We start from the raw sequence: 25140 nt of genomic DNA, 5'->3' as shown, positions 1-25140 counted from the left end.
TTGTAGGCGCAAGTGTGCGAAAGGTCACGCAGCCTTCCCCATCAGCATGCCGGCAATGTGCAGGTGCGCTTCATGCAGGCGCTGATAGTAGGTATCGCGACTACACCCACAGTGGGTGTACTTCTGCGACAGGAAGCTTTCGTGGTTGCAGTAGTGTTCACGCACGACGACCGACAGCTGCGGCGGCAAGTGCTTGTTGACGATGAGCTCGATGTCGGCCGATTCATCTAACAGTACCCGACTGCCACGCGTGCCGCGTATCAACTCCCCTTTGCACTCCATCAGCATGGCAATCATGTTGCCGCCACTTGGCCCACCAGAGCCTTCGGGCACTGGCGAATGCAGATCCTGCGCCCAGAGCTTGAGCATTTCATCGATTCGTTTAATCAAAGCAAGGCTCCTCATCCCGTGCGCTATCAACCTGCAGCGCTGATGTATTGCCCCAATGATCTGGCTTCTTGTAGGCATATGGCCGAATACCACTTTTGGGCAACGGCGGCAGTCGCACCTTTCGCCATCCGAGTCGATGCATGATCGCCCCGACACGCATCTGCTCAGGCTTGCCCCAGTGGCCATAATCGAGCTTCAACGCACCAGCCAAAATATCCTCGCCGCTCGCTGTTGCGCCGATCTGAGATTCTTCCAACCACTTGACGACCGGACCTTCCCACTCATCCACGACAAAGCGCGACTCCTGCGCCTCGGCGAATAGTGGAGCCTCATCCCGGTTGACCCACCAAATGTCACCGGACTGATAACAGAACATCGCTTCGGCCCAGAGCTGGTCGCGGACTTCGCGCAACTGTTCCAAATCGACTTTGGTACACGCGACAGGCCAGTAACGCCGGTTACCCGTGGCGTCTTTGAGATATTCGTCTTGGTTCGTCGTACCCACAAAAACACACTGGCGTGGCACGTCCATCGTTCTTCGGCCATAGCTCTCGCGATAGGTGTCAGTCGAAGCAGAGAAGAACTGCTTAGCCTTGGTCGACTCAGCTTTGTTGAAACTATCCAACTCCCCCAACTCAATGATCCACTTACCACGGATCGCCTGGAAGCCGTCCTTATCGCCCAGGGCGAAAGGTGTATCCATAAACCAGGCACCGCCAAGCACAGACATTGCTGTTGATTTACCAGCGCCCTGTGCCCCTTCGAGGATCATCACCGAGTCAGCCTTACAACCTGGTTGCATCACACGCCCGACCGCTGACACCATCCAGCGCTTACCAACCTTCGAACTGTAGTCAGTTGCTTCAACGCCCATGATGTCAGTCAACCACGTAGCCAACCGTGGAACACGGTCCCATTCCAGACCATGGAGGTAATTGCGTACAGGATGGAAGGCATGATCATGGGCAACCACACTAACCGCTTCGATCACGCTGCTGGCCTTGACCCGAAGGTTGTACTGTTGTGCGAGCCACTTCATTACAAGCATGTCGTCGATATCTGCCCAGTCGCCGACACCGCCACCGTATGGGGCAGCACGTAACTTAACGATTTTTGAGCTGAACGCGCTGAAGCCGATCACTCCCGCCCAACGCTCATCGTTGCCAAGAATCAGCTCGACATTCTGCATGTGCGCTATCAAAGATCCGTTTTCGGTTCGGGCCAATTGATCCTTCCAACCACCAGCTGCAGGAGGCCTGACCACCGCCAGCACCTGACGGCGGACAGCCTCTAGGCCTTCTGCAATATGCAGGTCGTTGAAGTCGGTCCACTTGGTTTCGCGCTCACCGGAGAACACCGGAGCAACCACCTGACCACCGACAATCAGAGCGGCGTTGTTGGCCTTTTCTTCGCCAGGGTTCCAGGCATCGCCGTTGGGGCGCTTGGTCTTCCAGTCGTCGTCACGACAGATGATCAGCGGGCAACCGGGGAAACGTTCGCGCATGGCCTTGGAGACCGAAAGCAAGTTGCCCGCGTCGAAGGCGACGGCGACAGCGAGCGAAGTCGCCATGTGCAGGCTTGCACCCGTGGCATAACCCTCACACACCAGCACCGGCTCACCCGGTTCAGGGTGCGGGCCGATCAAGTGGAAAGCGCCTTCCTTCGACATGCCGTAGGGCCAATACGCTTTGTCGCGCCCGGTGTCCTCTTGCTTCGCGGGGAAGATCACCTGCAGGCCGACGATCTGGTCGCGCACGTTGCACATGGGCACTAAAAATGCGCCTGTACGTGGCGCATAGCGAACCTTAAAGCCTACGATCTGCTTTCGATCCAGGTAGGCGCTTTTACCCTTTTCTGGCATTCGCTGGAACAATGCCGATGCACGATTGGCCGCTCGGCGGGACGCGTTGGCCGCGATTTCGGCAGCCTTGCGCTTTGCATCTTCCTGTCGAGCACGCATTACCTCGCGCTCTTCCGGGCTCATGCGTCCGGCCTTTACTTTGATTTTTTGGGTATCGCCAGATCGCCAGTCACCGAAACTACCGAATATCAGAGTTTCGTTCTTCTCGGTGCGGTGTTCGTGGACAACATACCAGCCATTTTTCTCCTTGCCCTTGTCCTGGGTGGTTTTGCAGCGAGTGAGCTTGCCGAAAACCAATGGCTGATCAGGCTCAAGGCCATAATCCGCGAACTGATTAATTACCTCATCGAGCATAACGGGAAGCCCTCAGATCGTCTGCGGATTGGCATTCAACACAGTGAGTGCAACCGGGCTGTGCCAACCGACGAGCTTCCGGGATTGGCTCATCGCATTCATCACAGAACATCAACGAATGCAGGGTCGTGGCAGAAAGCTGGGCTGCGCGAGCAGCCAAAGCCTGATCGAGTCGCTCCTGCACCAGGTCATTTGCAAAGTCAGCAATATCAGCCACGTTCCACCCCACTAGTAGTCTGGTTGACGTAGCGGGCGCGGTTGTACATACCCAACAAACCCTGGATGCCGCGAAACACCAACTGGCGTATCTCAGCCAACTCACCGTCGTCGACTTTGCCGTCGCCAATATGCTTGGCCCAAGTTTCGGACAGGTCCGCTACCTGCCGGAAGAACTGCGCAATCCCGGTGGTAAGGGTTTCGGGCATGTCATTGGTGTACGACTCGGCCAGCTCCTGCCAGATCGTGTCGCCAACAAGGCCGTGCACCGCGTCGAGAATCCGACGGTCCTTGGTCAGTTCGAGGATCTCGCCAAATTCTTGGATATTGACCGTGTGCGAGGGGTGGGTCGGAGACAACTTGTGCTGCAACGTGGTGGCATTTCGACCGGTGGTGGCGGCGATTGCTGCGGCACCGCCGGGATAGTCCCGTGCGGCGTGATACAGGGCTAATTCGAGCGTCAGTACTTCCCTTTGCGCTCGATCAACACAGCTTAAAGCTACTCGGCTCATGGCATTAATCCTACTAAGTTGCCAGTGCCCCGCGACATGCAGTGGTGTTACATTTGCCGCGTGGCTTGAAAGGGCCCAAACGCCGGCTAGATCTAGGGATCGAAACCGGCACCGTGCCGAGGCGAACAATCCGTTGCTCACCCCTGGCGCAACAGCTGCCCAATCTGTGGTGGAAAAGGCAGCAACACCAAGGCTTCCGAGCCTTGGAAAAGCGCGATAAATAGAGGTGGCTGCATGTGGTGTGCCCGCCTATCTTTATCGCGACCCGACAGCGCTGTGGTGGTGCGTGCCGGGAGGAACTGGGCGACCTTTGGGTCGCCCTTTTTCTACCTACGCTGCAGCTTTCTGGGGCGCCGATGCGTTCAACAGCCAAGCTGCTTGGAAGCCGTTGCCCTTCCGCGCTGCTTCAGCAGCCAAAAGTTCAGCATATTTGGTTTCACCGGTGTAATCCGTTCGCGGCAGGCATGCAGATTGACGCCATTTGTATAGAGCCTGATAGCTTCGATTGCATACCTTCGCGGCGGCCCCGATGCCGCCTACGGCTTCAAAAGCAAAGGTAATGGCGTTTGGAAAATCTGCGGGATCCAACATGACAACCTCAGCTTATCAACTTTCGGTTGATACTACATATCAACTGACTATTGCGCAACCTCTGTGCGACTCTCAACTCATGGTTGATAAAAATACTCTCCGCGCAGCTTTCAGCGAGCGCTTACACGAAGCCCTCGATGACGCCGGCGTACGGAGCCGGGGACGAGGCGTGGACATTCACCGCCATTTGAAAAGCTTGGGGGTTGTGAAAACCACCCAAGCTATTAGTAAATGGTTAAACGGCGAAGCTTTTGCAGAAGCAGATAGCATGTCTGCGCTTTGCACATGGCTAAAGGTTCGGCGGGAATGGTTAGAATATGGCGTCCTTCCAAAAGAACAGATTGGGGAGAGCAATGTTCGCCAACTCCAAGCTAACGAAGGGAGCAATATTAGCGCTATTAGTCAGCGCTTTGGCAAAGTACCGCTGATTTCCTGGGTTCAGGCTGGCGCATGGTGTGAAGCAATCTCGAACTTTGAAGCCTACGACGCAGACTCTTGGCTCTCTTGCCCCGTACCAATTAGTGATCAAGGGTACGCGCTAAAGGTGCTTGGAGACTCCATGACTAATCCAGGTCCAGGCCGCAGCTACCCAACAGGATGCATTATCTTTGTAGATCCTGAGGCGGAAACGAAAACTGGTGACAGGGTCATAGCTAGAGTGCCTCGAACTAATGAAGCGACATTCAAAATTCTAGTTGAGGACGCTGGCCGGCAGTTTTTAAGACCTATAAATCCGCAATATCCAATTATTGAAATTACAGAAGAAACACATATTTGTGGAAAAGTTGTAGGGTCATTCATCCCCGAATAACCCCACTCCAATTTAATCTAAACCACCCAGCAACAAATCAAAATCATCTGACTGATTTTCAAATTTCGCCTTAAGCGACAAATACAACTCGTGCGCACTTTGCAAGTAAGAGAGGGAAAAGACAGTATCAGCTTTCAACAAATCTTTGAACAGTCCATCGCTACACTTCATCGTTGACAATGGAACCAACAAGAATTTCGAAGACACCATATATTTTTCAATTATCTGATCCGAAATTTTACGATAGTACGCTTCCTCCCGATTCTTGTATTTATAGACATTATCCATAGCAAATCTGACCATCTCGAAGGGATGCCTTCCACTTTCAGACCTTACATCATCCCTACCATACGCAACAAAACTATTTCTTTCGAATCGAAATTCGCTGTAGCCAAACTTCAAAAACCTAAGAACATGAATATCCTCTACCCTATCTTTAACACCGAGACTTCTGAAAAGCATCTCTAGTTGTGGTACTACCAAAAGGCGCTCCACCAATTCCGGATTTAACTCATGAAGCAAAAACATGACACTATCTGATTCGGAGTTCGGCCAATACTTATCTATAAGCTTCTGCTGGATAACTGGAGTCGCATTGGAAATATAAACAGCAACAAAATACTCTTGAAACGATCGATGTGAAAACGATACATCCATACCATCTTCAATGAGCAAACAAGCCGCACTAAGGAGATCATTGAGATATTCTTCCGGTTTAAAATCTGAGCGCAGGCGTTCACGACACTTACCTATATACTCCAAGCAATCATTGCGTGACATCTTGAAGAGGCGCTTATCAAACGTTAGCAATGAAAAGAGCGCAAACACTCTAGAGAAATCTTGAATGTCCAGCTTTGTCATTCTCGTTCTTAGGTACCCCCCTTTGTTAGCATCGTGTCGTTGAAACAACGCTTCATAGGCTTGATTATAAAAAACGCTTAGCTTAGATGGAATCTCCGCATTTACACCGTAGGTCAGCAACATAATTGATAAAAGTAGAGGATTCGACAAAAATGATTCATGCCTATAAAACATCTTATCATTTAGGTCCACCAAGAATTTTGCTTTTATTTCATCGTCATAAGGTAGCTTCTCAATAAGTTCGGATGCCGACTTGATATTTAATGGCATCACTTTGAAAATTGAGAAGTCCTCAATCCCGTTGAAAACATCATCGGGCCTTGAAGAAATAAATATAGGGCAACTTCCAAACTTATTTGAAATTTCTTTGATGCATCGCATTACGTCAAATCGCAACGAGTGATCCAGCTCATCATAGCCATCGAAGAAAAAACAAAAATGGCCAGCTACCATAGCGCGCGTCACGAAATCCTGATCCATCTTGAATCCAAAAGTCGTGAGTGTTTGGTGAATATAATCAATCAGATTCACCTGAATCCTGTTTAATTCTCGCAGTTCAATCAACACAGGGACATACCTTTTGTCCCTTACACAATCTAGAAATAAATGCTTGATCAATACAGACTTACCAGTACCGCCGGTGCCTGCAATAACAATTCTCTTCGAGGCCTTAACACAACTATAAAATGCAGGTCTTTTTATTACAAAGTCTCCGCAAGAAATTCCAGAAGGCACATAGTATTCATAAAGATCTACAGGCTGATCTCTAATAAAAAATGACTTAGATTTTGAGTACTTATTTCTTGTTTTTTCAAGATAATCGTCATAAGCAGTTTTCAACGTTAACTTTAGCGATTCATCGATTTTCCCGAAACTGGACTTTCCAAGTTTGTAGATGCGCTCTAAATTGGCCGCCATGAAATCTGCTACAAATTGCCCTGTGTCCATTTTTAACCATCCCTTTAAATAGCTCTGATCTATGGCACTTTGCCATTTACCCTCACAGTATCAGGTGATAGGTTTTTGCCTCAACGAAAACCGAAGCCCTTGACCAAAATCAACCAATAGTTGATATTTGCCTCACTCTTCCACCACAGAGCGAGGCAAAACCATGCACACCACTGCCACCCTGCACGTCCACCCGGCCGCTGCTAACCCCTCCCGCATCTTCGAAATCCGCCGCTTGGCACAACACTGCGGCTGCGCTTTCATCGCTTCCAAACCCAAGCTGAAACAGCGCTCCGCGACTGTGCCATTCGATCCAAATGGCGGAGGGCACGCGGCATGAAGAAGTACAAACTCGACAACCGCACCCTGACACTGCTCAAGGCTCAGGTCTGTCTGACCGAAACCTTCAACCACCATCTGCGCGCCGAAACGCAACGCGACGTCATGGCCTTCCGACTGCAGGTCGAACGCCGAAAAATAGATACGCATTTCACCGTTGAGCTGGGCAGCGAACGCCACACACTGACCTTGACCAACAGCAAGAAGATGCACCTCAAGCTTGCTGACTTCATTGAGGAGATCGTCAACGGGCCAACCACTTCCGTCGATCCTTCGTCTCCGCCGCACGCTGATCGCCGTTATGGCCTGTTCCAGACTGAACACAAGCAGCAGGTATTCGAGCTGATCCGCACCGGCGGCGCACTCAGTCTCGATATGGGTTTTGAGTTGCCGATCAACTTGGCAATCCACCGTAACAAGACCCGCGCTGGAATCACCACAATCATGAGCATCGGCGTGAAGAAGCCGCGCACCAAGTGTTTCACCGTATGCGGAAGTGACGTGGATATCTATTCCATGGTGGCAGAATCCATCACTCACCTGGCTACCGTGGCGACCCCTGCCGCGCATGCAGCTTAGGAGGCCGTGATGGAACGTGACCTCCAAAAAACCGCCAATTACTTCGGCCTGACCCGTCCCAAGCTTATCGCGCTCATGCGTGACAAGGGCTTGCTCAACGACCGCAACCTGCCGGCTTTCCCCGTGCGTGACCGGGAGTACCTGCGGATCAAAGACAGCAACTGGTACCACGAGAAAGCGGGCATGCAGTACAGCCAGTCGACCAAGGTTCGGCAAGCCGGTATTCGCTGGCTGGCCGAACAGCTCGGCCTCGAACTACCAGCCATCCCGGCTGATAACCGTGACGTGGCCTAGGGATTACGCCCGCCAGATCGTCGCCATGCGCACACGCGAGGAGCGCAACGCCGCACTCCTCGAAGTGCCGGAGCATCTGCGGGAGCTGACTAAACGCCACTGCCTGAATGCCTGGAATCATCCTCAACGGAAGAAACCCAATGACTGCACACGCTGAACAACAGCCACTAAGGCTGCTGCCCGCACCCGATCCGGTGACAGTCGAACTTCTGTACCGGACCTTTGGTGACGTTCTGATCCCGGTGGAAAAGTTGCGCGAACGGTACTTCCGGAACCTCAACGAAGGATCTTTTGCCGACGCAATTACCACAGGCCGAATTCAACTGCCCGTGACAACACTGGTCAACAGCCGCAAGGCACCGAAGTACGCCCACATCAAGCATGTGGCCTCGCTAATCGACATTCGCGCCTATAGGGCAGATGAAGATATGCCGCGACCAGAAACCGACTCAGCCGAGCAAGGCTAGTAATCCCCAACGGCTGCCACCACCAGCCAACAACACCAGGAGCACACCACATGACTGCAATTCAAATCTGCGCATTGATCAGCATCGTAATCGCCGCCGGGATCCTCTATTGGGTCGGCTATCGAGGCGGCCTCACAGACGGCAAAAATGATGGCTACGACGAAGGCTATTCCCATGGGTACTTCTCGGGACGGGACGAATCTTCAGCCGCATACGCTGCCTCTCTCAAAGAGATGTCAGATCAATGCATGCGCACCGAACTCCTATTGAGCCGGGAACCGCAAGACCGTTACACCCTTTTGGCCATTGCCGAAAAGCTGAAGCTCGCCGCAGACACCTTCCGCGCTGTCAGATCCGAAAGCCAAGCAGTGCAGGCACTTGCCCTATGTGACAAGGCACTGAATATGGCCGCGCTGTTGGACCGTTTCGAGCTGAAGGGGGACGCCGCATGAGCCAAGCCATCCCCATGCTGCGCCTGACGCCCCAAGCCGCCGGCACACTGCAACAGCAGCACGACAAGGCCACCAAGGAACTCCGCGCGCTGACCCGCTACAGCAAGGAACTCGACCGGCAACTGAAAGCGTTGATCGGTTATGACGCGTTGGGCCAATTGCACAAAGCAACCGAAAACGCCTTGCTGCTGGCCGATCTCGTGAAGGAGGCCGCATGAACTGCATCCTCACCCATACCGGCAAGCGCTTTGACCTGTACGAGCCAGACGCAGACATGATCGACCCACGGGACATATCGCACTCGCTCGCACACCTATGCCGCTTCAACGGCCACACCCGCGAGTTCTATAGCGTGGCCCAACACAGCTGCATCGTCGCCGAGCTGGTGCCGGAAGAACACAAGCTCTCGGCCTTGCTTCACGACGCCACCGAGGCATACCTGGGTGACATCACTCGCCCACTCAAGCAGTGGATGCCCGACTACCGGGGCTTCGAGGACGTGATCTGGATGCGCGTTTGTGAGCGCTTCGACCTCGCCCTTGATCTCCCGGCTTGCGTGCACCGTGCCGACCTGATTGCGCTGGCGACCGAGCGCCGCGACCTCATGCCAACCGATACGGCTATCTGGGATTGCTTGGTCGGCATCGAACCCATGGTTGAAATCATCCGCCCATGGCCTGCCGCAGAAGCCCGACTCACCTACCACCAGCGGCTGATGGACCAACTCGCTATCGAACACCGGAGGAAAGCGGCATGAAGAACCGCCAGGACAACGCCAATGCCCTGCCCGCTTTGCTACGCGCTGCAGGTGGCGTCGACACGCTAGAAACAAATAGTCTCTGCTGCGCAGCAGCAGGCATTATTGCTCCTCCCAGCGCCACTGCCGAGGCACTTATACCCCACGAAAAGCTGCGCGGGGCAGCGCTCGCTAATGCAACGCTAAACACTCAGGAGCGCCCGCTCGCGCAGCCTGATAAGGGGTATAAATGGGCCTACCCATCAAAGGCTGGATCATACTTAACGACCAACGTAAGCCGGGCGGTGTTATGAACACACTATTTTTACTCATGGCTCAATATGACGGTCAGGCGGTGATTCCACTTGCACGAGTCTGTGCCGACTATATGAATTTGACGGTTGAAAAATTTAAGCACAAGCAACTGACAGGTGAGATCGATATCCCAGTGGTTCGTCTCGGTGCGCAAAGCCAAAAAGCCGGGCTTGGGATCCATTTGAAAGACCTCGCTGAATACATTGATCGTCAGCGCGAGAGGGCTACCGCTGAACAAAACAGACTGATGGGGAGACCCTCATGACACCCTTGAAATCTCCGCGCGCTTTCAACGATGGTGTTAAGATGCGCGGTCAAAAAATCAAGCTTAGAACCGTAAGTCAAAAAACATTAAGCGTTAGGCGTATCGTCGAAAACGCCTACAAAGTACATGCAAGAACTAAAATTGGAACCACACATGAATAACCCTGTAGTCATCGATCTATTTTCTGGCGTCGGTGGCCTAAGCCTTGGAGCCTCCAGAGCAGGTTTCCACGTTGCAGGCGCTTTCGAAATTGACAAATTTGCAATTGAAACACATGGCATTAACTTCCCCAACGCCAACCATATCCAAGCAGACATTGGTTCGATGTCAGGAAAAGAAATATTAGAACGCTCGGGCTTACAGCTGGGAATGCTGGATGGGCTCATCGGTGGGCCGCCGTGCCAGGGTTTCAGCACTATGGGCAAGCGCGATGATGCGGACCCCCGTAACCAACTTTTCTATCATTTCTTCAGATTAATTACGGAAACAAAGCCAAAGTTTTTTATTGCAGAAAACGTACCTGGAATCCTAACTGAAAAATACAAAACTCATGTCGAAGAGGCGCTAAGCCTTGTCCGTAAAGAATACACACTACTTGAGCCAATTAAGGTCAAAGCGGATAGATATGGCGCACCTACAACTAGAACGCGAATATTCTTCATTGGCTTTAGAGCTAATGAATTAAAAATCGATTTAAGCTCTGATTTGTTTCTACCGAGGGTAGATACCCAGCTTGTTAATGTAGACATGGCATTAAGAGGACTACCCTCTCTGATTCGATCTGATTGGCAAGCAGAAGAACAATCTTGGCGAACGGCAAAGCTGCTGACTGACAACGTATTTCACGCTTCTGTAAACGGAAATATTCCAGAGGGTGTCGGCGAAATCAAAGCTATTGAATTGCTGTTTGAGAAACAACTTGTCTCGGGCTGTTTTGGTACACGGCACATCCCGGAGGTCGTTAAGCGTTTCGCTCGACTAAAAGCCGGTGAGGTTGATGCCATCTCCAAGGCCAAAAGGCTTGACCCTAACGGGTATTGCCCAACGCTGAGAGCCGGCACCGGTAGTGACAAAGGCAGCTTCCAGGCAGTTAGGCCAATACATATGACATCTCCTCGAGTGATTACACCGCGTGAAGCAGCAAGACTGCAGGGTTTCCCTGACTGGTTCCAATTCCATCCAACTAAGTGGCACAGCTTCCGTCAAATAGGAAATAGCGTGAGCCCCATAGTTGGAGAGTATATCCTAAAATCTGTATATAACTGCTTATAAGACCACGCGCGAATACCACGGAAACATCCGATAAAAGTTTACAAAATTACCCATCTCCTCCTGAGAAATTTTTTCAGTTGAAGCAGTGTAGAAATCCAGAGCTCTTTGGATATCCTCTACACCTGCTTCCGGAAGGAGCGATTCGATATGCACTCTTTCCTTAGTAGATAAAATAGGCACACTAATACCGGTGGGCTCAACACACTCAGGATTAAAAAAGCTCCAGTAAGGCAATCTGGACAGCTCTAAAAACTTCTCCAATTCATCCTCATGTAGAAGAATACCAGTGACCGTCAGCATCTGCTGCCCATCACTATAAACAAAAGCAGCAAGCGGCTGCACAACAATGCTTGGGTCGCCAGCCAGGCCATGCCTTACGGCGGACATGATTGCTGCTAGTAACGTCTTCGGATAATTTTTTGTAGCGACCGAATCAGTAGTAATTTCGGCAGGACCATATGAAGACAATCTACCAGCTAACACATTTGCTCGAAACTCGAGCATTTGAGAACGGTCTTTAGGCTCTCCCAAAGCAGTAGGACTTGCATTAACCGTAATCTTAAAAATATCCCCATGCCCTAATTTCTCGATAAGTCTTTGAGTTTCCGTTAACTGACTTGTGATATCCGAAGTGGCATAATCAAACCAAACTACGTTTCCTGCCTCAGAATCAAACTCAAAATTATTTAGAAACTCACCACTTGACTCATTGCGAAGGGATATACATGATAAAGGTTTATTAAATCCCTGCCGTTTAAAAACATTTGAATCCATCTCCAACGAAATCATTTTTGATATTCTAAGAGCCGCATGCAGGTGCTTGAAATCTTCTAAAAATGGACCTCCGAACCCGATATAACTGTAGTTTGAAATATTTACATACCGTCCAACTCGAGTTAACAGATCAACGAATAAGTTTCGCTCAATAGCTTTATTTTGACGAAGATGATAGGCAATACTTCCTCCCTGACTCATTGATCAAATCCTCTTCAGAACTTCATCAAAGCATTTAGCACCAATTTCTCCAGGAGATGTATTTTCATCGCCAAAAAAATGCTCACCCAACGTCCTGATGTCAGTCAACGGTTTGGAGAATCTTAAAAACCGATATTCTTTTTCTACGGTAGGCATCGGCAAATCTGGCTTAAATTTTTGCCCCTTAATCATGCTCTTCCTATCCGAAGACCACCTCTCCGAAGGTATTTGCTTCATGATTTCAGCAGGGGTCGTTGTCACGGCGGATACACTCAAATCCGCCCGCTCTTTTGAGGGACGCTTCCACTTATTGGTATAATCAGTAAAGATTTTTACGCCTTCCCGCATAAATTCTTTAACTGCGAGATAAAGATCCGAATTACCATCTATGCCGCGTTTGGTAGTAGTCACAGGAAGCAGCGAAGCGTCATTACATTTAAAGCTTACCACGCCAGCGATAGACACGAACTGAGTATGGTAGGCGGGAACACCAGCCTCGCCCCAGCCTGTAACCCTCGTTTTATCGGCGTGCAGCACGACACGATCGTTACAGATGATGGTCCATCCAGCCTTCTCCGTTGACGGTTTGCCAGCTAGCGAGTCCTCTTCCTCTTCATCAGATGGAAGATCGCGATAGAAACCAACAGCCAACTCAATAGTGACACCTTGATAATCGCCCTGATACACATAAGGCGCGATACCGGCACCGGACGCCAAAGCATTATCACCCAAGATAAAACTCGACGTGGTCGGTGAAACTCTTTCAGCGTTAACGTAAACATTAAAACCTTTGGTTATGATATGGCCGTAGTAAGCAGATATAGCTTTTTTAAGATCCATCTCAAAACCAGTTTGGTTTGAGAATAACCGTGGAATCCCATCATTCAACTCTGTAACAGATATCTTTGTTCCTTTAGATTCACCTGGAGCAACTTCTTCAATTGGTAAATTCCAGTTAAAGTCATCAGCCAACCATGCAGAATCAATAGTAACTTTATAAGCGGCATCCTTGGCATTTGTCTCAACTGTTGATTGCTTACCGAGCTTGAATATCGCCCGCTTCATCCCGATACCATATACACCCACGGTCGGTACATCTTTATCGGTATCACGATCAGGGCGACCTAAGCGAAACGCACGCTCCAAGGCCACTTCACGCGGTATTCCTCCACAGTTATCGAAGATAGAGAAGTGATTTTCGTCAAACGTGATTCTCGCTTCAAACCCTTTGTAAGGTAACGGATGATCTAACTCCGCACGCTTCTCGCGCATAGCGCCATCGACGCAATTATCAAGCAAGTCGAGAATCGAATCCTTCAGCTCGATGTCGCGCGTCAACATCTCTACGAAAAATCGCTTCGCGGGATGAGCATTAACCTGAGCAGTCATTAAAACTCCCTTTTATATACTTTTTGGCTATAGCCGGCGCGTACCATGATGTCAAAATGCCAAAAACCACTTAAATTTGCTAGCAAAGAATGTAATAACTACGACGCTAAAATCAATTTTAACCAACGCCAATTATCGTAGCGGTCACCCCGGCCTCTGAGATGCGTGTAACGTCGAAGCGAATTCCAGTCCCTGTGACCCGAAACGCTCGACACCCTTGGAATATCCCAGTCCATCTCAAATAACCGACTAACCCCCTCATGGCGTAGGTCGTGGAAATGCAGATCTTCAATCCCCAGCATCGGGCAGGCCCGCGTAAAGGACGCCGAGACCGACCTCGCATTGTAGGGAAAGATCTCCTTTTCCTTCTTGGGCATGGACTGCAGAATCGCCCAGGCCTCATCTGGCAAATGGCACCACACGTCATTGCCGATTTTCTGCCCGGGGTTTTTCATATCCCGCACTAGAACCGCCTGTCTAGACTCGTCGAGATCGTTCCAGCAGATCCGGGTGATCTCCTCTTGCCGGCGTGTCGAGAAGATCGCGAAAGCTATCATCTTCGGCATGTCGATCTGAGCTTTACGGCGCGCCTGCATCTCAAAAAAATGCGCCATGAGTTTGTCCAGCTCTAACAGTGTCGGACGGCGATTACGCTCCTTGCTCTTGCTCACCATGCCCAGCTTGCGTAACACCCTACGCGCGTCAGGCATGGCCAGCGGATCCACTTCATAACCCCATGCTGGCCGCGCCACGGACAGCACCGCGCCAAGGTGCGAGAGATCGTTACCAACCGTCTGCGCCTGAACGTCGCCACCCTCCTTGCTCATTCGCCATTGAGCGAACTCGACCAGCCTCTGGCTCGTCAGTTCTGAATCGTCGAGATCTCCCAACCAAGTTTCCTTGATCGCCTTCAGAGTAGCGTTTTTGGTCTTGCCCAATGGCCGGATCTTCTCGTACTCATCCAGGTACTGCTCGATCATCTTCTTGATCGTCACGCCCTTCCGATTCGCCCGCTCAATAGCACCTGGTTGGGCCAGCTCAGTCTCCCGTCGCTTGATCCAGGCCTGGGCGACCTGCTTACGGTCGAAGGTTTGGCTTTCCTGATAAACTGTCTTGCCATCCCGATTGATCCGTATCTGCGCCGTGTAGGCTGTCGAGTTGTCCTTGCGCTTACGTGCTGTGATCGTGCCCATTTCCAGTTGCTACATTGCCGAATTCGATCGCTACAGTGTAGCAACCGACTTTAGAAAACAAGGGAAAAAGGGTAAAAACCGCTGTATAAAAGATCAGTATTAATGAATTCCGAAAAAGCCGCATCCCCAGCAAACGCTAGCCCTTCACACTCAGAGCCGTCACGCCGGTTTAGCGTGGCCCCGATGATGGACTGGACCGACCGCCACTGCCGGTTCTTCCTGCGCCTGCTCTCCAAGCGCGCCCTGCTCTACACCGAGATGGTCACCACCGGCGCTATTCTGCACGGCGATCATGAGCGCTTCCTGCGTCACGACGAAGCCGAGCACCCGCTCGCGCTTCAGCTGGGCGGCAGCGTCCCCGCTGACCTGGCTGCCTGCGCGCGCATGGCCGAGGCCGCGGGTTACGACGAAGTGAACCTGAACGTCGGCTGCCCCAGCGACCGTGTGCAGAACAATATGATCGGCGCGATCCTGATGGCACACCCCGCCCTGGTGGCCGATTGCGTGAAGGCGATGCGCGATGCGGTGTCGATTCCGGTGACGGTGAAGCATCGTATCGGGATCAACGGTCGGGACAGTTATGGCCAGTTGTGTGATTTCGTCGGCACGGTGAAGGACGCCGGCTGCACCAGTTTTACCGTGCATGCGCGGATTGCGATTCTGGAGGGGTTGTCGCCTAAGGAGAACCGCGACATTCCGCCGTTGCGCTATGACGTGGCGGCGCAGTTGAAGCAGGATTTCCCTGAGCTGGAGATTGTGCTCAATGGCGGGATCAAGACGTTGGAACAGTGCCACGAGCATTTGCAGACGTTTGATGGTGTGATGCTCGGACGTGAGGCATATCACAACCCCTATCTGCTGGCGGAAGTGGATCAGCAGCTATTTGGCAGTGAAGCGCCGGTGATCAGTCGGGCGCAGGCGATGGCACAGTTGCGACCTTATATTGCCGAGCACTTGGCCACGGGTGGGGCGATGCACCATATAACGCGGCATGTGCTGGGCTTGGGCACGGGGTTTCCGGGGGCGAGGAAGTTTCGGCAGTTGTTGTCGGTGGATATTCATAAGGTGAGTGATCCGCTGGCATTGCTGGATCAGGCCGCGGAGTTGCTGGAGGGTCGCTGATTGTTCCCATGCTCTGCGTGGGGACGATCGAGCTGCTGCTATCGGAGCGAGCGTTGCCCACATGCCAGTTGGGTTGAACCTGCGGTCAGTTTTGCCCTCCTATTAAGCACCACAGCCGGTGATTCAAACGGCTGTTTTCAGGTTGTTGCCCCCGCAAACGATCGAACGCATTTGCGCCCTTGAGCGCCTGTCGGCGCTCGGGTAATGTCAACAGACCCATAGGACAGAGCACGCTCATGACTTCCAAGCTGGAACAACTCAAGCAATTCACCACCGTCGTAGCCGACACCGGCGACTTTTCCACCCTCGCCAAGCTCAAGCCGCAAGACGCTACCACCAACCCTTCGCTGCTGCTCAAGGCCGCTTCGATTGCGGGCTATGCCAATCTGTTGGATGAGTGCGTGAAGGACTGCAACGGTGACGTGGGCCTGGCCAGCGACCGTTTTGCGGTGGCGGTCGGTCAAGAAATTCTCAAAGTGGTACCGGGCCGGATTTCCACCGAAGTGGATGCCCGCTTGTCGTTCGACGAAGGCGCGATCCTCAAGCGTGCGCACCGTCTGATCGAGCTGTACGACAAAGCTGGCGTCGGCCGTGACCGCGTGCTGATCAAGATCGCCTCCACCTGGGAAGGCATCCGCGCGGCGGAGAAGCTGGAAAAAGAAGGCATCCAGACCAACCTGACGCTGCTGTTCTCCTTTGCCCAGGCCGTGGCGTGTGCCGAAGCAGGCGTGTTCCTGATCTCGCCGTTCGTGGGCCGCATCTACGACTGGTACAAGAAAGCCAATGGCAACGATTACACCGGCGCCGATGATCCGGGCGTGCAGTCGGTGACGCGCATCTACAACTACTACAAGGCCAACGGTTACAAAACCGTGGTCATGGGTGCGAGCTTCCGCAACCTCAGCCAGATCGAAGAGTTGGCCGGCTGCGACCGCCTGACCATCAGCCCGGACCTGCTGGAGAAGTTGGCGGCGGATGAGGGCACGCTGGAGCGCAAGTTGTCGCCAGGGCATGCCGGCGAGGCGCGCGTGCACATGACTGAAGCGCAGTTCCGTTGGGAGTCCAACGAGGATGCAATGGCAACCGAGAAACTGGCCGAGGGTATTCGCCAGTTTGCGCGGGACCAGGAGAAGCTGGAGGCGCTGCTGTCCGCTAAGCTGTAAACGGCGGAGGCGACAAAAAGGGCGGTACCTGTGAGGGTACCGCCCTTTTTTGTGTCGATGTCTCAAGCCAATGTCATTTCAACAGTGGAAGATACATTGACTGACACTGCGTTATCGGGGGCAAGCCCCCTCCCACAATGGGGCGAATGTTAGGCAGAGGCTCAGTGACGCTCGAGGGCGTTGACCAGGTCGTGGAATGCTTCGCGGTTGGACTCGTTGAGGCCCATCAGAATTTTGTGCGCTTCCAGCACCTTGACCCGCACGACTTCCTCGGACTGGTCCTGGGAGGGCAAATCGGTAAGGCACTCCGGGCATGGAATCGGGCGACCAACGATATTGAACACCTGATCGAAGCCCATGGACTGCAGGAGCCGGGTGATGTCGTCGTGGGTAGTGACCACGGTCGGCAACAGGCCAACCTTCTGCCGAGACAGAATGGACAGCTTGGCCAAGAGGCCCAGCGTGGTGCTATCGATGCTGCGGGTTTCGGTCAGATCGATCACGATCGCCGAGAAGTTCAGCGCAGTAAAGATGCGCTCAATCGTCGCATCCAGCGCCGAACACAAGGTCAGGCGCACTTCACCGACAAACTTCAGGACAAAAGTCCCGTCTTGCTCGGCGAATTGGATTCTTCCGGTACTCATCAAAGATTCCTGCTCAACACCAGTAGGGCGATATCATCCGGCATCTCCCCCAGCGTGGCCAATCCAAAAACCTGCCGCAAGCCATCCAGGCTGCCGCCCGCCGACTTGACCTTTTGGGGCAAGGCGGCTTCTTTCTCTTTGAGTGTAGGTTCTGGAAGAAGGTCCAGAATGCCATCGGACATCAGCGTCAGGCTGAACGTCGGCGGCAGTTCCAGAATGTGGTCCTCGTAGGTCGCTTCATTAAACAAGCCTACGGGCAGGCCACGGCCTTCCAGGTAACGCACACTGTCAGGAGTGTATAAAACAGGCATCGGCAGGTGACCGCCAATACTGTAGGTCAAAAGACCGGTTTCTTCGTCAATCACGCCGCCGACCATCGTCACGTGCTTGCCCAGTTTGCAACTGATCAGGCCTCGGTTGATGTGGCCCAGCACTTGCGACGGGGTAAACTCCGGCAAGGTGCCATTGCGCTTGGATTCGAACAACAGCCGTGTGGTCATGAATTTCAACAACACGGTCACAAAGGCCGAAGACGCACCGTGGCCGGATACGTCGGCCAAATAAAACGCAACGCGCCGCTCATCAACGCGGAAATAGTCGACAAAATCCCCCGACAGGTACAACGACGGGATGATCTGGTGCGCGAACTGGAACTCATCGATGGTCCAGGGGCTCACCGGCAGCATGTTCATCTGCACCTGGCGACCGGCGTTCTGGTCTTCCTGCAGCAGGTTCAGGCTGGCTTCGAGCTCGCGATTGGCGGCTTCGAGTTTCTCACGGTAGCGTTGGTTTTCCAGCAGCAGGCGTGCCCGATCCAGGGCACGACGCACCGAGTGCTCCAGCACCGCCAGGTCTTCCAGGGGCTTGATCAGATAATCGGCGGCGCCCAGGCGCAGCGCCTCGACGGCGTCGTTCATCACACCGGCGCCGGACACAACGATCACCGGCATCTGCGGCGCACGCTCAGTGACCTGGCGAATCAGCTCCAGGCCGCCCATCTGGGGCATGCGCAGGTCGCAGATCACGAGGTCGGGCTGGTCGCGCTCGAACACCTGGAGACCCTGTTGGCCGTTGCCGGCCTGCAGGACGCTGAAGCCACTGTCTTCCAAATAGGCCGCGAGACTCGCGCGCACTACTTCGTCGTCATCGATTATCAGCAGCGTGGCACTGGTTTTTTGCATGTGGGCAAACGGCGCCAGAATTAGGTTGGCGTAGGCGGCGCGGCAATGGCCGGGCTCATACTACTGGATTCGCTTTCTAGCCTCTCTGTCCTACAAAGCATGGGCTTTTTGCCCACGCACAACTGTAATGCAGAGGTGCCCTTCTAAGGCGCAGACGGTACTCCCATCCGTCAGGTGTTTCAAGCTCATGCCGATGGTCGCCGGGCGTCTTTACACCGCAAATCACCGGGAGTTATAAGAACGGTCACTACCCCAACACAAAGTAAGGACGGATGCTGTGAGCGAACACGAGCGCGATTACGCCGAAAAACGCGATTTCATCCGCATGCGGGTGGATGCCAATGTGTCCCTGATCCACGCTGGGCAGGAGATTGAAGGCGTGTGCCTGGACCTTTCCAGTTCCGGCATGCAAGTGCAGGCACCCCGCCAGTTCAGCGTGGGCGACCTGCTGAGCGTGCGCATTGATTCCGAGCACGCGGCCCTCAAGGGCCTGGAAGCCGAGACCGAGGTGGTTTGGATCAAAGCTGACGGCGAGCAGCACGAGACTCAGCGGCTGGGCCTTAAGATCCTGAAAATGCGCTGAAAGACGCGCACAAAAAAGGCGACCTGCACGGATCGCCTTTTTCGTTTCAAAACATCACGGCTTAAAAGTCGTCGACGACCTTGCCATCCTTGACCTTGAACTCACGGTTCTGCAGGTAAGCATTGCGGATAAAGGTGTATTTGTCGCCGGTGATCAGCTTCTCGCTATCCAGCAGGCTGGCGCGGGTGTCGATGATGTTGAGGCCCATCGTGCTGTTGCGCCAGTCGATATCGTTCATATAGCGGTACGGCTGGGTGTAACTGTCCACGTACTTGGAAGGCGCATCCCGCAGCGTGCTAGGGCCCAGCAGCGGGATCATCACGTACGGACCGCTGCCCACGCCCCAGTAGCCCAGGGTCTGGCCGAAGTCTTCATCACTGCGTTGCAGCCCCATTTTGGTGCCGACATCGACGAAGCCCAGCACGCCGAACGTGGTGTTGACCAGCAGGCGCGCGGTATCGACACCCGCGTTGTGTGGCTTGAGCTGCAGCACGTTGTTGGCCAGGTTGCCGACGTCGCCGATGTTGCGGAAGAAGTTGTGGATGCCGTCTTCGACAAATTGCGGGGTGATCCACTCATAACCCTGGGCCAGAGGCTTGAGGGCGTAGGTATCAATGGTGTCGTTGAACGCGAAGATCGGACGGTTAACGCTTTCCCATGGATCGTCTTCGGTTGCAGCCTGTACGGCGAACGGCGCCAACATCACAGTGGCACACACCGACAGCTGAGCGAAGTAGTGGCTCCAGCGCATAGCTTTTGCTCCTTGAATGGTCTGTCATGGGCGCTATGCCCTGAATAAGGCGGTGAGTATATGACGGAAGTGTCCTTTTAGGCAGCTCCTAGGAAACGACATACGGAAAATGCACAAAATTCCTACAATTGCATACAGCTGTCATCGCCTTGTCATCCCGCGCCGATAGCGTCGGAGCTATTTCAGGGACGTCGACATGCCACACGCCGAGATCGCCATCGCCACCGCCCCCACCTTGACTGCGGTGCTGTTCGGCCTGAGTGGTTGCCTGGTGGACTTTGGTTCCCAGGCGCGTACCGATTCCTCGGCGCCCGACTCTCAGGCCACTCCAGGCGCCCTGAACATCCTGCGCCACCTCAAAGAACAAGGCGTGCCCTGCGCCTGGCTGGATGAACTCCCACCCACCGTGACCACTGCGCTGGCCGCCGTGCTGCCGCGTTGGGTCAAGGCCATATCGCCCTCCCCGATCCGCTGGCCCGCGCCCCACGCCTGTTGGCAAGCCTTGATGGAGTTGAACATCGAGCGTCTGGAAGGCTGCGTGTTGGTCAGCGGCGAGCCGCGCCTCCTGCAATCCGGGCTCAACGCCGGATTGTGGACCATCGGTTTGGCCTCCTGTGGTTCGCTGTGCGGCCTGGCGCCCGAACCCTGGCAAGCGCTGAGCGAAAAGGAACGCGAGCACAAGCGCGCCAAGGCAACAGTGGCGCTGTACGGGCTGGGGGTGCACTCGGTGATCGATCACCTGGGCGAACTCGGCACTTGCCTGGCCGACATCAGCCTGCGCCGGCTCAAGGGCGAGAAGCCCTGATCGAGATCATGCACAGTTGGCCGCAGTGAATTAATCTACAGGTCAGCCCGTAGACCTTTCACGGCGTGCCGCGGTCTATGCCAGTGCCTATCGATAAAAGGAAAGAACGTCATGCCTGATCGCGAAAAGTTAAAACAGCAGGCCGATATTGTGAGCAAACAACTGGAAGAGCATCCGGATTTGCCCGTTGAAAAGCGCCAAGCCCTGGAAAAACTGGTTGCCGATTTGAATTTTCAACTTCAAATGGAACCGGGTGCCCAGTCACCCAGCATTGCCGACGATTTCAACAAAGCGGCGATCGAGTTTGAGTCCAGTCATCCCGGGTTGGCTGGAGCGTTTCGCAATATAGTCACTACCCTGGGCAATATCGGCATCTAACCCGAGCCCAAGCCGAACACCAAACCAAATGTGGGAGCCAGCTCCCACAGTATTGTTGGGTAAAGGCTTACTGGCGCGCCAGCCGCACGTTCAGGAACTGAGTGTTTTCGGTACTGCGGTAGGGGTTGATGTCCAATCCACCCCGGCGCACATACCGCGCGTACACGGTCAACTTCTCGGGCTTGAGCAAGCGCTGCAGGTCCAGGAAGATCCGCTCCACGCACTGTTCATGGAAGTCCGAGTGCTGGCGAAAGCTGACGATATATTCCAACAGGCTGGCATGATCCAGCGCCGCACCACGATATTCCACCACCACACTGCCCCAGTCCGGCTGGCTGGTCACCGGGCAGTTGGACTTGAGCAGGTGGCTGTGCACGCTCTCCTCTACCACACGCGAGTCATCGCAACGCAGCAGTTCCGGGCGCGGGTGTTCGTAACTGCTGACGTTGATATCCAGGTCGTCAATGCACACGCCCGGCAACGCCATCACGCCTTCGGCTTCGATATCGGCCAGGCTACGAATGCGCACGCTCACTGGCTTGCCGGCAGCAAAACTGAGGTCGGTGCGCAGGGTGGCTTCAAGGCTGGCCGTATCGGCAAACGCCGTCTGGTTCAGCGAGTTGAGGTACAGCTTGAAGGACTTGGATTCGATAATATTCGGCGAATCGGCCGCAATGCTGAACTCACCAATGGCCACCACCGGCTTGCCCGACGGCAGCAGCCACGACAGTTCGAAGCAGTTCCAGAAATCCACGCCCTTATAGGGCAGGGTCTCGGCGCTCAATCCCAGCTCGGCCCACTTGGCGGCACGGGGAATCGGGAACAGCAACGACGGGGTGTAGGTAGAGATGTATTCACTGGACTTGCCCAGCGGCGAATGTTCGGCTGCGGGATGCATGGCGGAAACCTGACTGAATAAACCGCGCCAGTCTAACAGCCTTTGGCCCCGCGTTTGCGCACCCGCCGCTTACTGGCTGACGTTGAGCTTGCCCACCATGCCCGCCTGGTAATGGCCCGGCAGGTTGCAGGCAAACTCCAACCCCGTCGCCTGCTTGAAAGTCCACGTCAGTTCAGCGGTCTTGCCCGGCGCCACCAGCACACTGTTCGGGTCGTCGTGCTTCATGACCTCACCGTGGCCCATGGCACTGTGGTCCATTTCCCCCATTCCCGTGGGGGTAAGCATGCCGCTGGCCTGCATCTGCAACATTTCCTGCTGGTGCTGTGCATGCATCGCCGCGTCGCCCAGGTTGAATTCGTGCAGCAGCCGGCCTTTGTTGACCAACACGAAGCGCACGGTCTCACCGGCTTTGACGTCCAGCGATGTGGGCGAGAAGGCAATGTCCTGCAACGTGATTTCCACCGTGCGTGTGGCCTTGTCGGCCGGTGCCGGCTGTCCGAAGGCGTAGGTGTGCGCCCCTTCGGCCAGTGCATTGACGCTCAACGCTAACAGGCAGCCCGCCAGCAACAGGGGTGTACGTAACGTCATCGCTCTTCTCCAAAAATGTGTCACTGCTTTGAGCGGCACTCTAAGATGAAGCGGCTGCCAGCCAGCTGACTGCTGGATTACAACTTTGTCAGGTTGCGCCCTTTGCCTGATACCCGCGTATAAAGCCCCGTCACCCGTTACCCAGAGCCGCCCATGAAACTGCTGATCGTCGAAGACCAACCCAAGACTGGCCAATACCTGCGCCAGGGCCTGGCAGAGGCAGGTTTCATCACCGAGTGGGTGGCCGATGGGCTCACCGGGCAGCACCTGGCATTGACCGGTGATTACGACTTGCTGATCCTCGACGTGATGCTGCCGGACCGCGACGGCTGGCAAATCCTGCAGGCGGTGCGTGCAGCCGGTCTGGATGTGCCGGTGCTGTTTCTCACCGCGCGCGACGCCGTGGAAGACCGCGTGCATGGCCTGGAGCTGGGTGCCGACGACTATCTGGTCAAGCCGTTCGCCTTTTCCGAACTGCTGGCCCGCGTGCGCAGCCTGTTGCGACGTGGCAGCAGTTTGCCGCAGGACACCGCGCTGCAACTGGCCGACCTGCGCCTGGACCTGATCCGCCGCCGCGTCGAGCGAGACGGCCAACGCATCGACCTCACCGCCAAGGAATTTTCTTTGCTCGAACTGCTGCTGCGACGCCAGGGCGAAGTGCTGCCCAAGTCGCTGATCGCCTCCCAGGTGTGGGACATGAACTTCGACAGCGACACCAACATCATCGAAGTCGCGATCCGCCGCCTGCGCCTGAAAGTCGATGACCACTTTCCCACTAAACTGATCCACACCGTACGCGGCATGGGCTATGTGCTGGAGGAGCGGTGCAATTGATCCGTCGCCTGTCCCTGGCCAGCCGCCTGGCGCTGTTGTTTGCCGCCTGCACCGCGGTGGTTTCACTGCTGGCCGGGGTGCTGTTCAATCAGGCCAGCGAGGCGCACTTTCTTGAACTTGACCAGCAGTTGCTCGACAGCAAGCTGATTGCGCTGCGCGCCGCCCTGCAAGGCGTCGACACCCAGCAGGCATTGGCTCAACGCGCCCCCCAACTGCAGGCCGAACTCAGCCGCCAACCCGATCTGGCCCTGCGCATCACGGCTGCCGGGCAGGATTGGTTCGACAGCGCGACGAGTATTAGTTTGCCGCAATCATCCGGGCTGCATAGCCTGCAACACGCCGGTACGGATTACCGGGTGTACAACGCGCCGTTAATTGCAGAGCAGCCCGATTCGCCGCAATTGAGCCTGGTGCTCGACATCACCCATCACCAGCATTTCCTGCAGCGCATGCAGCACCTGATCTGGCTCACCGTCGGCCTGTCGGCGCTGGCCACCGCCCTGCTCGGCGCCTGGGCCGCGCGCAGCGGTCTACGGCCTCTGCGGCGCATGGGGGAAGTCGCGGCCAGCGTGTCGGCCAACTCCCTCACCCAGCGCCTGCCCCAGCAACAGATGCCGGCCGAACTGGCGGAACTGGCCCAGGCCTTCAACGCCATGCTCGGCCGCCTGGACGACGCGTTCCAGCGCCTCTCGGCGTTCTCCGCCGATATCGCCCACGAATTGCGCACACCGCTGTCGAACCTGCTGACCCACACCCAGGTCATCCTTACCCAGCCGCGCCCGCTGGAGGATTACCGCGAGGCGCTGCACAGCAACCTTGAAGAGCTGCAATGGATGGCGCAGCTGGTCAACGACATGTTGTACCTGGCCAAGGCCGACCATGGCTTGCTGATGCCCAAGCGCGAGCCCCTGGCGCTGGCGGATGAAGTCGACGCCGTGCTCGAGTTCTTCGCCCTGCTGGCCGAAGACGCGACGGTGCATCTGGTTCGCGAGGGCACGGCCGATACACGCGGTGATCGCGGCATGTTGCGCCGGGCGTTGTCGAATCTGCTGGATAACGCGCTGCGTTTTACCCCGCCCGGCGGCGAAGTGCGAGTGACGCTGGCCGAGGATGGGCGCGCAGTGACGATGGCGGTGCAGAACACCGGCGAAGGCATCCCGGCGCAGCAGTTATCGAAATTATTCGACCGTTTCTACCGAGCAGACCCGGCGCGACGCGAAGGCAGCAGCGAGCATGCCGGACTGGGCTTGGCGATTACCCAGTCGATCGTGCGGGCCCATGGGGGGCGGATTTTTTGTGAATCCGCGGCTGGAGTGACAAGGTTTGTGATTGAGTTGCCCAGGGTGAATTGATGCAAGATGGGCCGGCCCTAT

The 25140-nt window shown here is 54.8% G+C and carries 30 protein-coding genes; 16 read left to right on the top strand and 14 right to left on the bottom strand.

The features are described from left to right. Nucleotides 1-24: 24 nt before the first annotated feature. The 5 genes from G7025_RS08525 to G7025_RS08505 all read right to left on the bottom strand — a co-directional run bounded on the left by G7025_RS08525 (nucleotide 25) and on the right by G7025_RS08505 (nucleotide 3924). A complete protein-coding gene (locus tag G7025_RS08525; RefSeq protein ID WP_069672305.1) occupies nucleotides 25-390 on the bottom strand; it encodes a PA0613 family protein in 366 nt (121 codons plus the stop codon). Continuing rightward, nucleotides 383-2605, bottom strand: coding sequence for a VapE domain-containing protein (locus G7025_RS08520; RefSeq protein ID WP_181078121.1), 2223 nt, complete (start codon nucleotides 2603-2605; stop codon nucleotides 383-385). Before G7025_RS08520 ends, G7025_RS08525 begins: the two co-directional genes overlap by 8 nt. Further along, nucleotides 2595-2822, bottom strand: coding sequence for a TraR/DksA C4-type zinc finger protein (locus G7025_RS08515; protein WP_181078120.1), 228 nt, complete (start codon nucleotides 2820-2822; stop codon nucleotides 2595-2597). Before G7025_RS08515 ends, G7025_RS08520 begins: the two co-directional genes overlap by 11 nt. Further along, complete coding sequence (locus tag G7025_RS08510; protein ID WP_181078118.1) at nucleotides 2815-3333, bottom strand: phage regulatory CII family protein; 519 nt, start codon at nucleotides 3331-3333, stop codon at nucleotides 2815-2817. Before G7025_RS08510 ends, G7025_RS08515 begins: the two co-directional genes overlap by 8 nt. 330 nt (nucleotides 3334-3663) lie before the next feature. Continuing rightward, complete coding sequence (locus G7025_RS08505; protein ID WP_181078117.1) at nucleotides 3664-3924, bottom strand: hypothetical protein; 261 nt, start codon at nucleotides 3922-3924, stop codon at nucleotides 3664-3666. Nucleotides 3925-4003: 79 nt separating this feature from the next. Here G7025_RS08505 and G7025_RS08500 point away from each other — a divergent pair, with 79 nt between their 5' ends. Continuing rightward, complete coding sequence (locus G7025_RS08500) at nucleotides 4004-4735, top strand: LexA family protein (RefSeq protein ID WP_181078288.1); 732 nt, start codon at nucleotides 4004-4006, stop codon at nucleotides 4733-4735. A 12-nt stretch (nucleotides 4736-4747) separates the two neighbouring features. Here the strand turns inward: G7025_RS08500 and G7025_RS08495 are convergent, their stop codons facing one another. Then, complete coding sequence (locus tag G7025_RS08495) at nucleotides 4748-6544, bottom strand: NACHT domain-containing protein (protein WP_181078115.1); 1797 nt, start codon at nucleotides 6542-6544, stop codon at nucleotides 4748-4750. Nucleotides 6545-6880: 336 nt separating this feature from the next. Here G7025_RS08495 and G7025_RS08490 point away from each other — a divergent pair, with 336 nt between their 5' ends. The 8 genes from G7025_RS08490 (at nucleotide 6881) to G7025_RS08455 (ending at nucleotide 11263) form a co-directional block, all read left to right on the top strand. Continuing rightward, the gene (locus G7025_RS08490; protein WP_059397080.1) at nucleotides 6881-7462 is read left to right on the top strand and encodes a hypothetical protein; all 582 of its coding nucleotides are present in this window, start codon (nucleotides 6881-6883) and stop codon (nucleotides 7460-7462) included. 9 nt (nucleotides 7463-7471) lie between these two features. Continuing rightward, nucleotides 7472-7756 carry a phage antirepressor KilAC domain-containing protein gene (locus tag G7025_RS08485; protein WP_181078114.1) on the top strand — a complete coding sequence of 95 codons (285 nt, stop codon included), beginning with the start codon at nucleotides 7472-7474 and terminating at the stop codon, nucleotides 7754-7756. A gap of 140 nt (nucleotides 7757-7896) precedes the next feature. Further along, entirely contained in the window at nucleotides 7897-8223 is a 327-nt protein-coding gene (locus tag G7025_RS08480; RefSeq protein ID WP_181078112.1) for a pyocin activator PrtN family protein, read from the top strand. Nucleotides 8224-8273: 50 nt separating this feature from the next. Further along, nucleotides 8274-8675 carry a hypothetical protein gene (locus G7025_RS08475; RefSeq protein ID WP_181078111.1) on the top strand — a complete coding sequence of 134 codons (402 nt, stop codon included), beginning with the start codon at nucleotides 8274-8276 and terminating at the stop codon, nucleotides 8673-8675. After that, a complete protein-coding gene (locus G7025_RS08470) occupies nucleotides 8672-8893 on the top strand; it encodes a hypothetical protein (RefSeq protein WP_181078109.1) in 222 nt (73 codons plus the stop codon). Before G7025_RS08475 ends, G7025_RS08470 begins: the two co-directional genes overlap by 4 nt. Further along, nucleotides 8890-9432, top strand: a complete 543-nt coding sequence (locus tag G7025_RS08465; protein WP_181078108.1) for a phosphohydrolase — start codon at nucleotides 8890-8892, stop codon at nucleotides 9430-9432. Before G7025_RS08470 ends, G7025_RS08465 begins: the two co-directional genes overlap by 4 nt. A gap of 289 nt (nucleotides 9433-9721) precedes the next feature. Continuing rightward, the gene (locus G7025_RS08460) at nucleotides 9722-9991 is read left to right on the top strand and encodes a pyocin activator PrtN family protein (protein WP_177120630.1); all 270 of its coding nucleotides are present in this window, start codon (nucleotides 9722-9724) and stop codon (nucleotides 9989-9991) included. Between the two features lie 153 nt (nucleotides 9992-10144). After that, nucleotides 10145-11263, top strand: a complete 1119-nt coding sequence (locus G7025_RS08455) for a DNA cytosine methyltransferase (protein ID WP_181078106.1) — start codon at nucleotides 10145-10147, stop codon at nucleotides 11261-11263. On the opposite strand, the gene G7025_RS08450 is transcribed toward G7025_RS08455, so the two are convergent. From G7025_RS08450 to G7025_RS08440, 3 genes are all read right to left on the bottom strand, one after another. Next, the gene (locus tag G7025_RS08450) at nucleotides 11258-12238 is read right to left on the bottom strand and encodes an O-methyltransferase (RefSeq protein ID WP_181078105.1); all 981 of its coding nucleotides are present in this window, start codon (nucleotides 12236-12238) and stop codon (nucleotides 11258-11260) included. The genes G7025_RS08455 and G7025_RS08450 overlap by 6 nt on opposite strands. Nucleotides 12239-12241: 3 nt before the next feature. Next, nucleotides 12242-13627 carry an ATP-binding protein gene (locus G7025_RS08445; RefSeq protein WP_181078103.1) on the bottom strand — a complete coding sequence of 462 codons (1386 nt, stop codon included), beginning with the start codon at nucleotides 13625-13627 and terminating at the stop codon, nucleotides 12242-12244. A 98-nt stretch (nucleotides 13628-13725) separates the two neighbouring features. After that, on the bottom strand, nucleotides 13726-14820 hold the full coding sequence (locus G7025_RS08440) for a site-specific integrase (RefSeq protein WP_181078101.1): 1095 nt from the start codon (nucleotides 14818-14820) through the stop codon (nucleotides 13726-13728). Between the two features lie 102 nt (nucleotides 14821-14922). Here G7025_RS08440 and dusA point away from each other — a divergent pair, with 102 nt between their 5' ends. Next, nucleotides 14923-15942, top strand: a complete 1020-nt coding sequence (gene dusA / locus G7025_RS08435; RefSeq protein ID WP_181078100.1) for a tRNA dihydrouridine(20/20a) synthase DusA — start codon at nucleotides 14923-14925, stop codon at nucleotides 15940-15942. Between the two features lie 236 nt (nucleotides 15943-16178). Then, entirely contained in the window at nucleotides 16179-17105 is a 927-nt protein-coding gene (tal, locus tag G7025_RS08430) for a transaldolase (protein WP_181078098.1), read from the top strand. Between the two features lie 161 nt (nucleotides 17106-17266). Here tal and rssC read toward each other — a convergent pair whose 3' ends face one another. Next, nucleotides 17267-17749 carry an anti-sigma factor antagonist RssC gene (gene rssC, locus G7025_RS08425; RefSeq protein ID WP_181078097.1) on the bottom strand — a complete coding sequence of 161 codons (483 nt, stop codon included), beginning with the start codon at nucleotides 17747-17749 and terminating at the stop codon, nucleotides 17267-17269. After that, nucleotides 17749-18930, bottom strand: a complete 1182-nt coding sequence (gene rssB, locus G7025_RS08420; protein WP_181078095.1) for a two-component system response regulator RssB — start codon at nucleotides 18928-18930, stop codon at nucleotides 17749-17751. Before rssB ends, rssC begins: the two co-directional genes overlap by 1 nt. Nucleotides 18931-19207: 277 nt before the next feature. Here rssB and G7025_RS08415 point away from each other — a divergent pair, with 277 nt between their 5' ends. Further along, complete coding sequence (locus tag G7025_RS08415; protein WP_181078093.1) at nucleotides 19208-19513, top strand: PilZ domain-containing protein; 306 nt, start codon at nucleotides 19208-19210, stop codon at nucleotides 19511-19513. A 61-nt stretch (nucleotides 19514-19574) separates the two neighbouring features. On the opposite strand, the gene G7025_RS08410 is transcribed toward G7025_RS08415, so the two are convergent. Beyond that, complete coding sequence (locus G7025_RS08410) at nucleotides 19575-20264, bottom strand: MlaA family lipoprotein (RefSeq protein ID WP_181078092.1); 690 nt, start codon at nucleotides 20262-20264, stop codon at nucleotides 19575-19577. A gap of 196 nt (nucleotides 20265-20460) precedes the next feature. Between G7025_RS08410 and G7025_RS08405 the strand changes: the two genes are divergently transcribed. Together G7025_RS08405 and G7025_RS08400 are read left to right on the top strand one after the other, a co-directional pair. Next, nucleotides 20461-21069, top strand: coding sequence for an HAD family phosphatase (locus G7025_RS08405; RefSeq protein ID WP_181078090.1), 609 nt, complete (start codon nucleotides 20461-20463; stop codon nucleotides 21067-21069). 111 nt (nucleotides 21070-21180) lie between these two features. After that, the gene (locus tag G7025_RS08400; protein ID WP_181078088.1) at nucleotides 21181-21447 is read left to right on the top strand and encodes a DUF4404 family protein; all 267 of its coding nucleotides are present in this window, start codon (nucleotides 21181-21183) and stop codon (nucleotides 21445-21447) included. 67 nt (nucleotides 21448-21514) lie between these two features. Here the strand turns inward: G7025_RS08400 and queF are convergent, their stop codons facing one another. Together queF and copI are read right to left on the bottom strand one after the other, a co-directional pair. Next, the gene (gene queF, locus G7025_RS08395) at nucleotides 21515-22345 is read right to left on the bottom strand and encodes an NADPH-dependent 7-cyano-7-deazaguanine reductase QueF (protein WP_181078087.1); all 831 of its coding nucleotides are present in this window, start codon (nucleotides 22343-22345) and stop codon (nucleotides 21515-21517) included. A gap of 69 nt (nucleotides 22346-22414) precedes the next feature. Continuing rightward, on the bottom strand, nucleotides 22415-22933 hold the full coding sequence (copI, locus tag G7025_RS08390) for a copper-resistant cuproprotein CopI (protein WP_181078085.1): 519 nt from the start codon (nucleotides 22931-22933) through the stop codon (nucleotides 22415-22417). A gap of 153 nt (nucleotides 22934-23086) precedes the next feature. On the opposite strand from copI, the gene G7025_RS08385 reads away from it, so the two are divergent. Continuing rightward, nucleotides 23087-23767, top strand: coding sequence for a heavy metal response regulator transcription factor (locus G7025_RS08385; protein WP_181078083.1), 681 nt, complete (start codon nucleotides 23087-23089; stop codon nucleotides 23765-23767). Beyond that, on the top strand, nucleotides 23764-25119 hold the full coding sequence (locus G7025_RS08380; RefSeq protein WP_181078286.1) for a heavy metal sensor histidine kinase: 1356 nt from the start codon (nucleotides 23764-23766) through the stop codon (nucleotides 25117-25119). The genes G7025_RS08385 and G7025_RS08380 overlap by 4 nt, the downstream gene beginning before the upstream one ends. The last annotated feature ends 21 nt before the right edge of the window (nucleotides 25120-25140 follow it).

It is taken from the genome of Pseudomonas lurida (assembly GCF_013522705.1).
Classification (GTDB): Bacteria; Pseudomonadota; Gammaproteobacteria; order Pseudomonadales; family Pseudomonadaceae; genus Aquipseudomonas; species Aquipseudomonas quebecensis.
The sequence above is the reverse complement of the archived record's forward strand: the minus strand, read 5'-3'. Positions and strand labels throughout refer to the sequence as shown.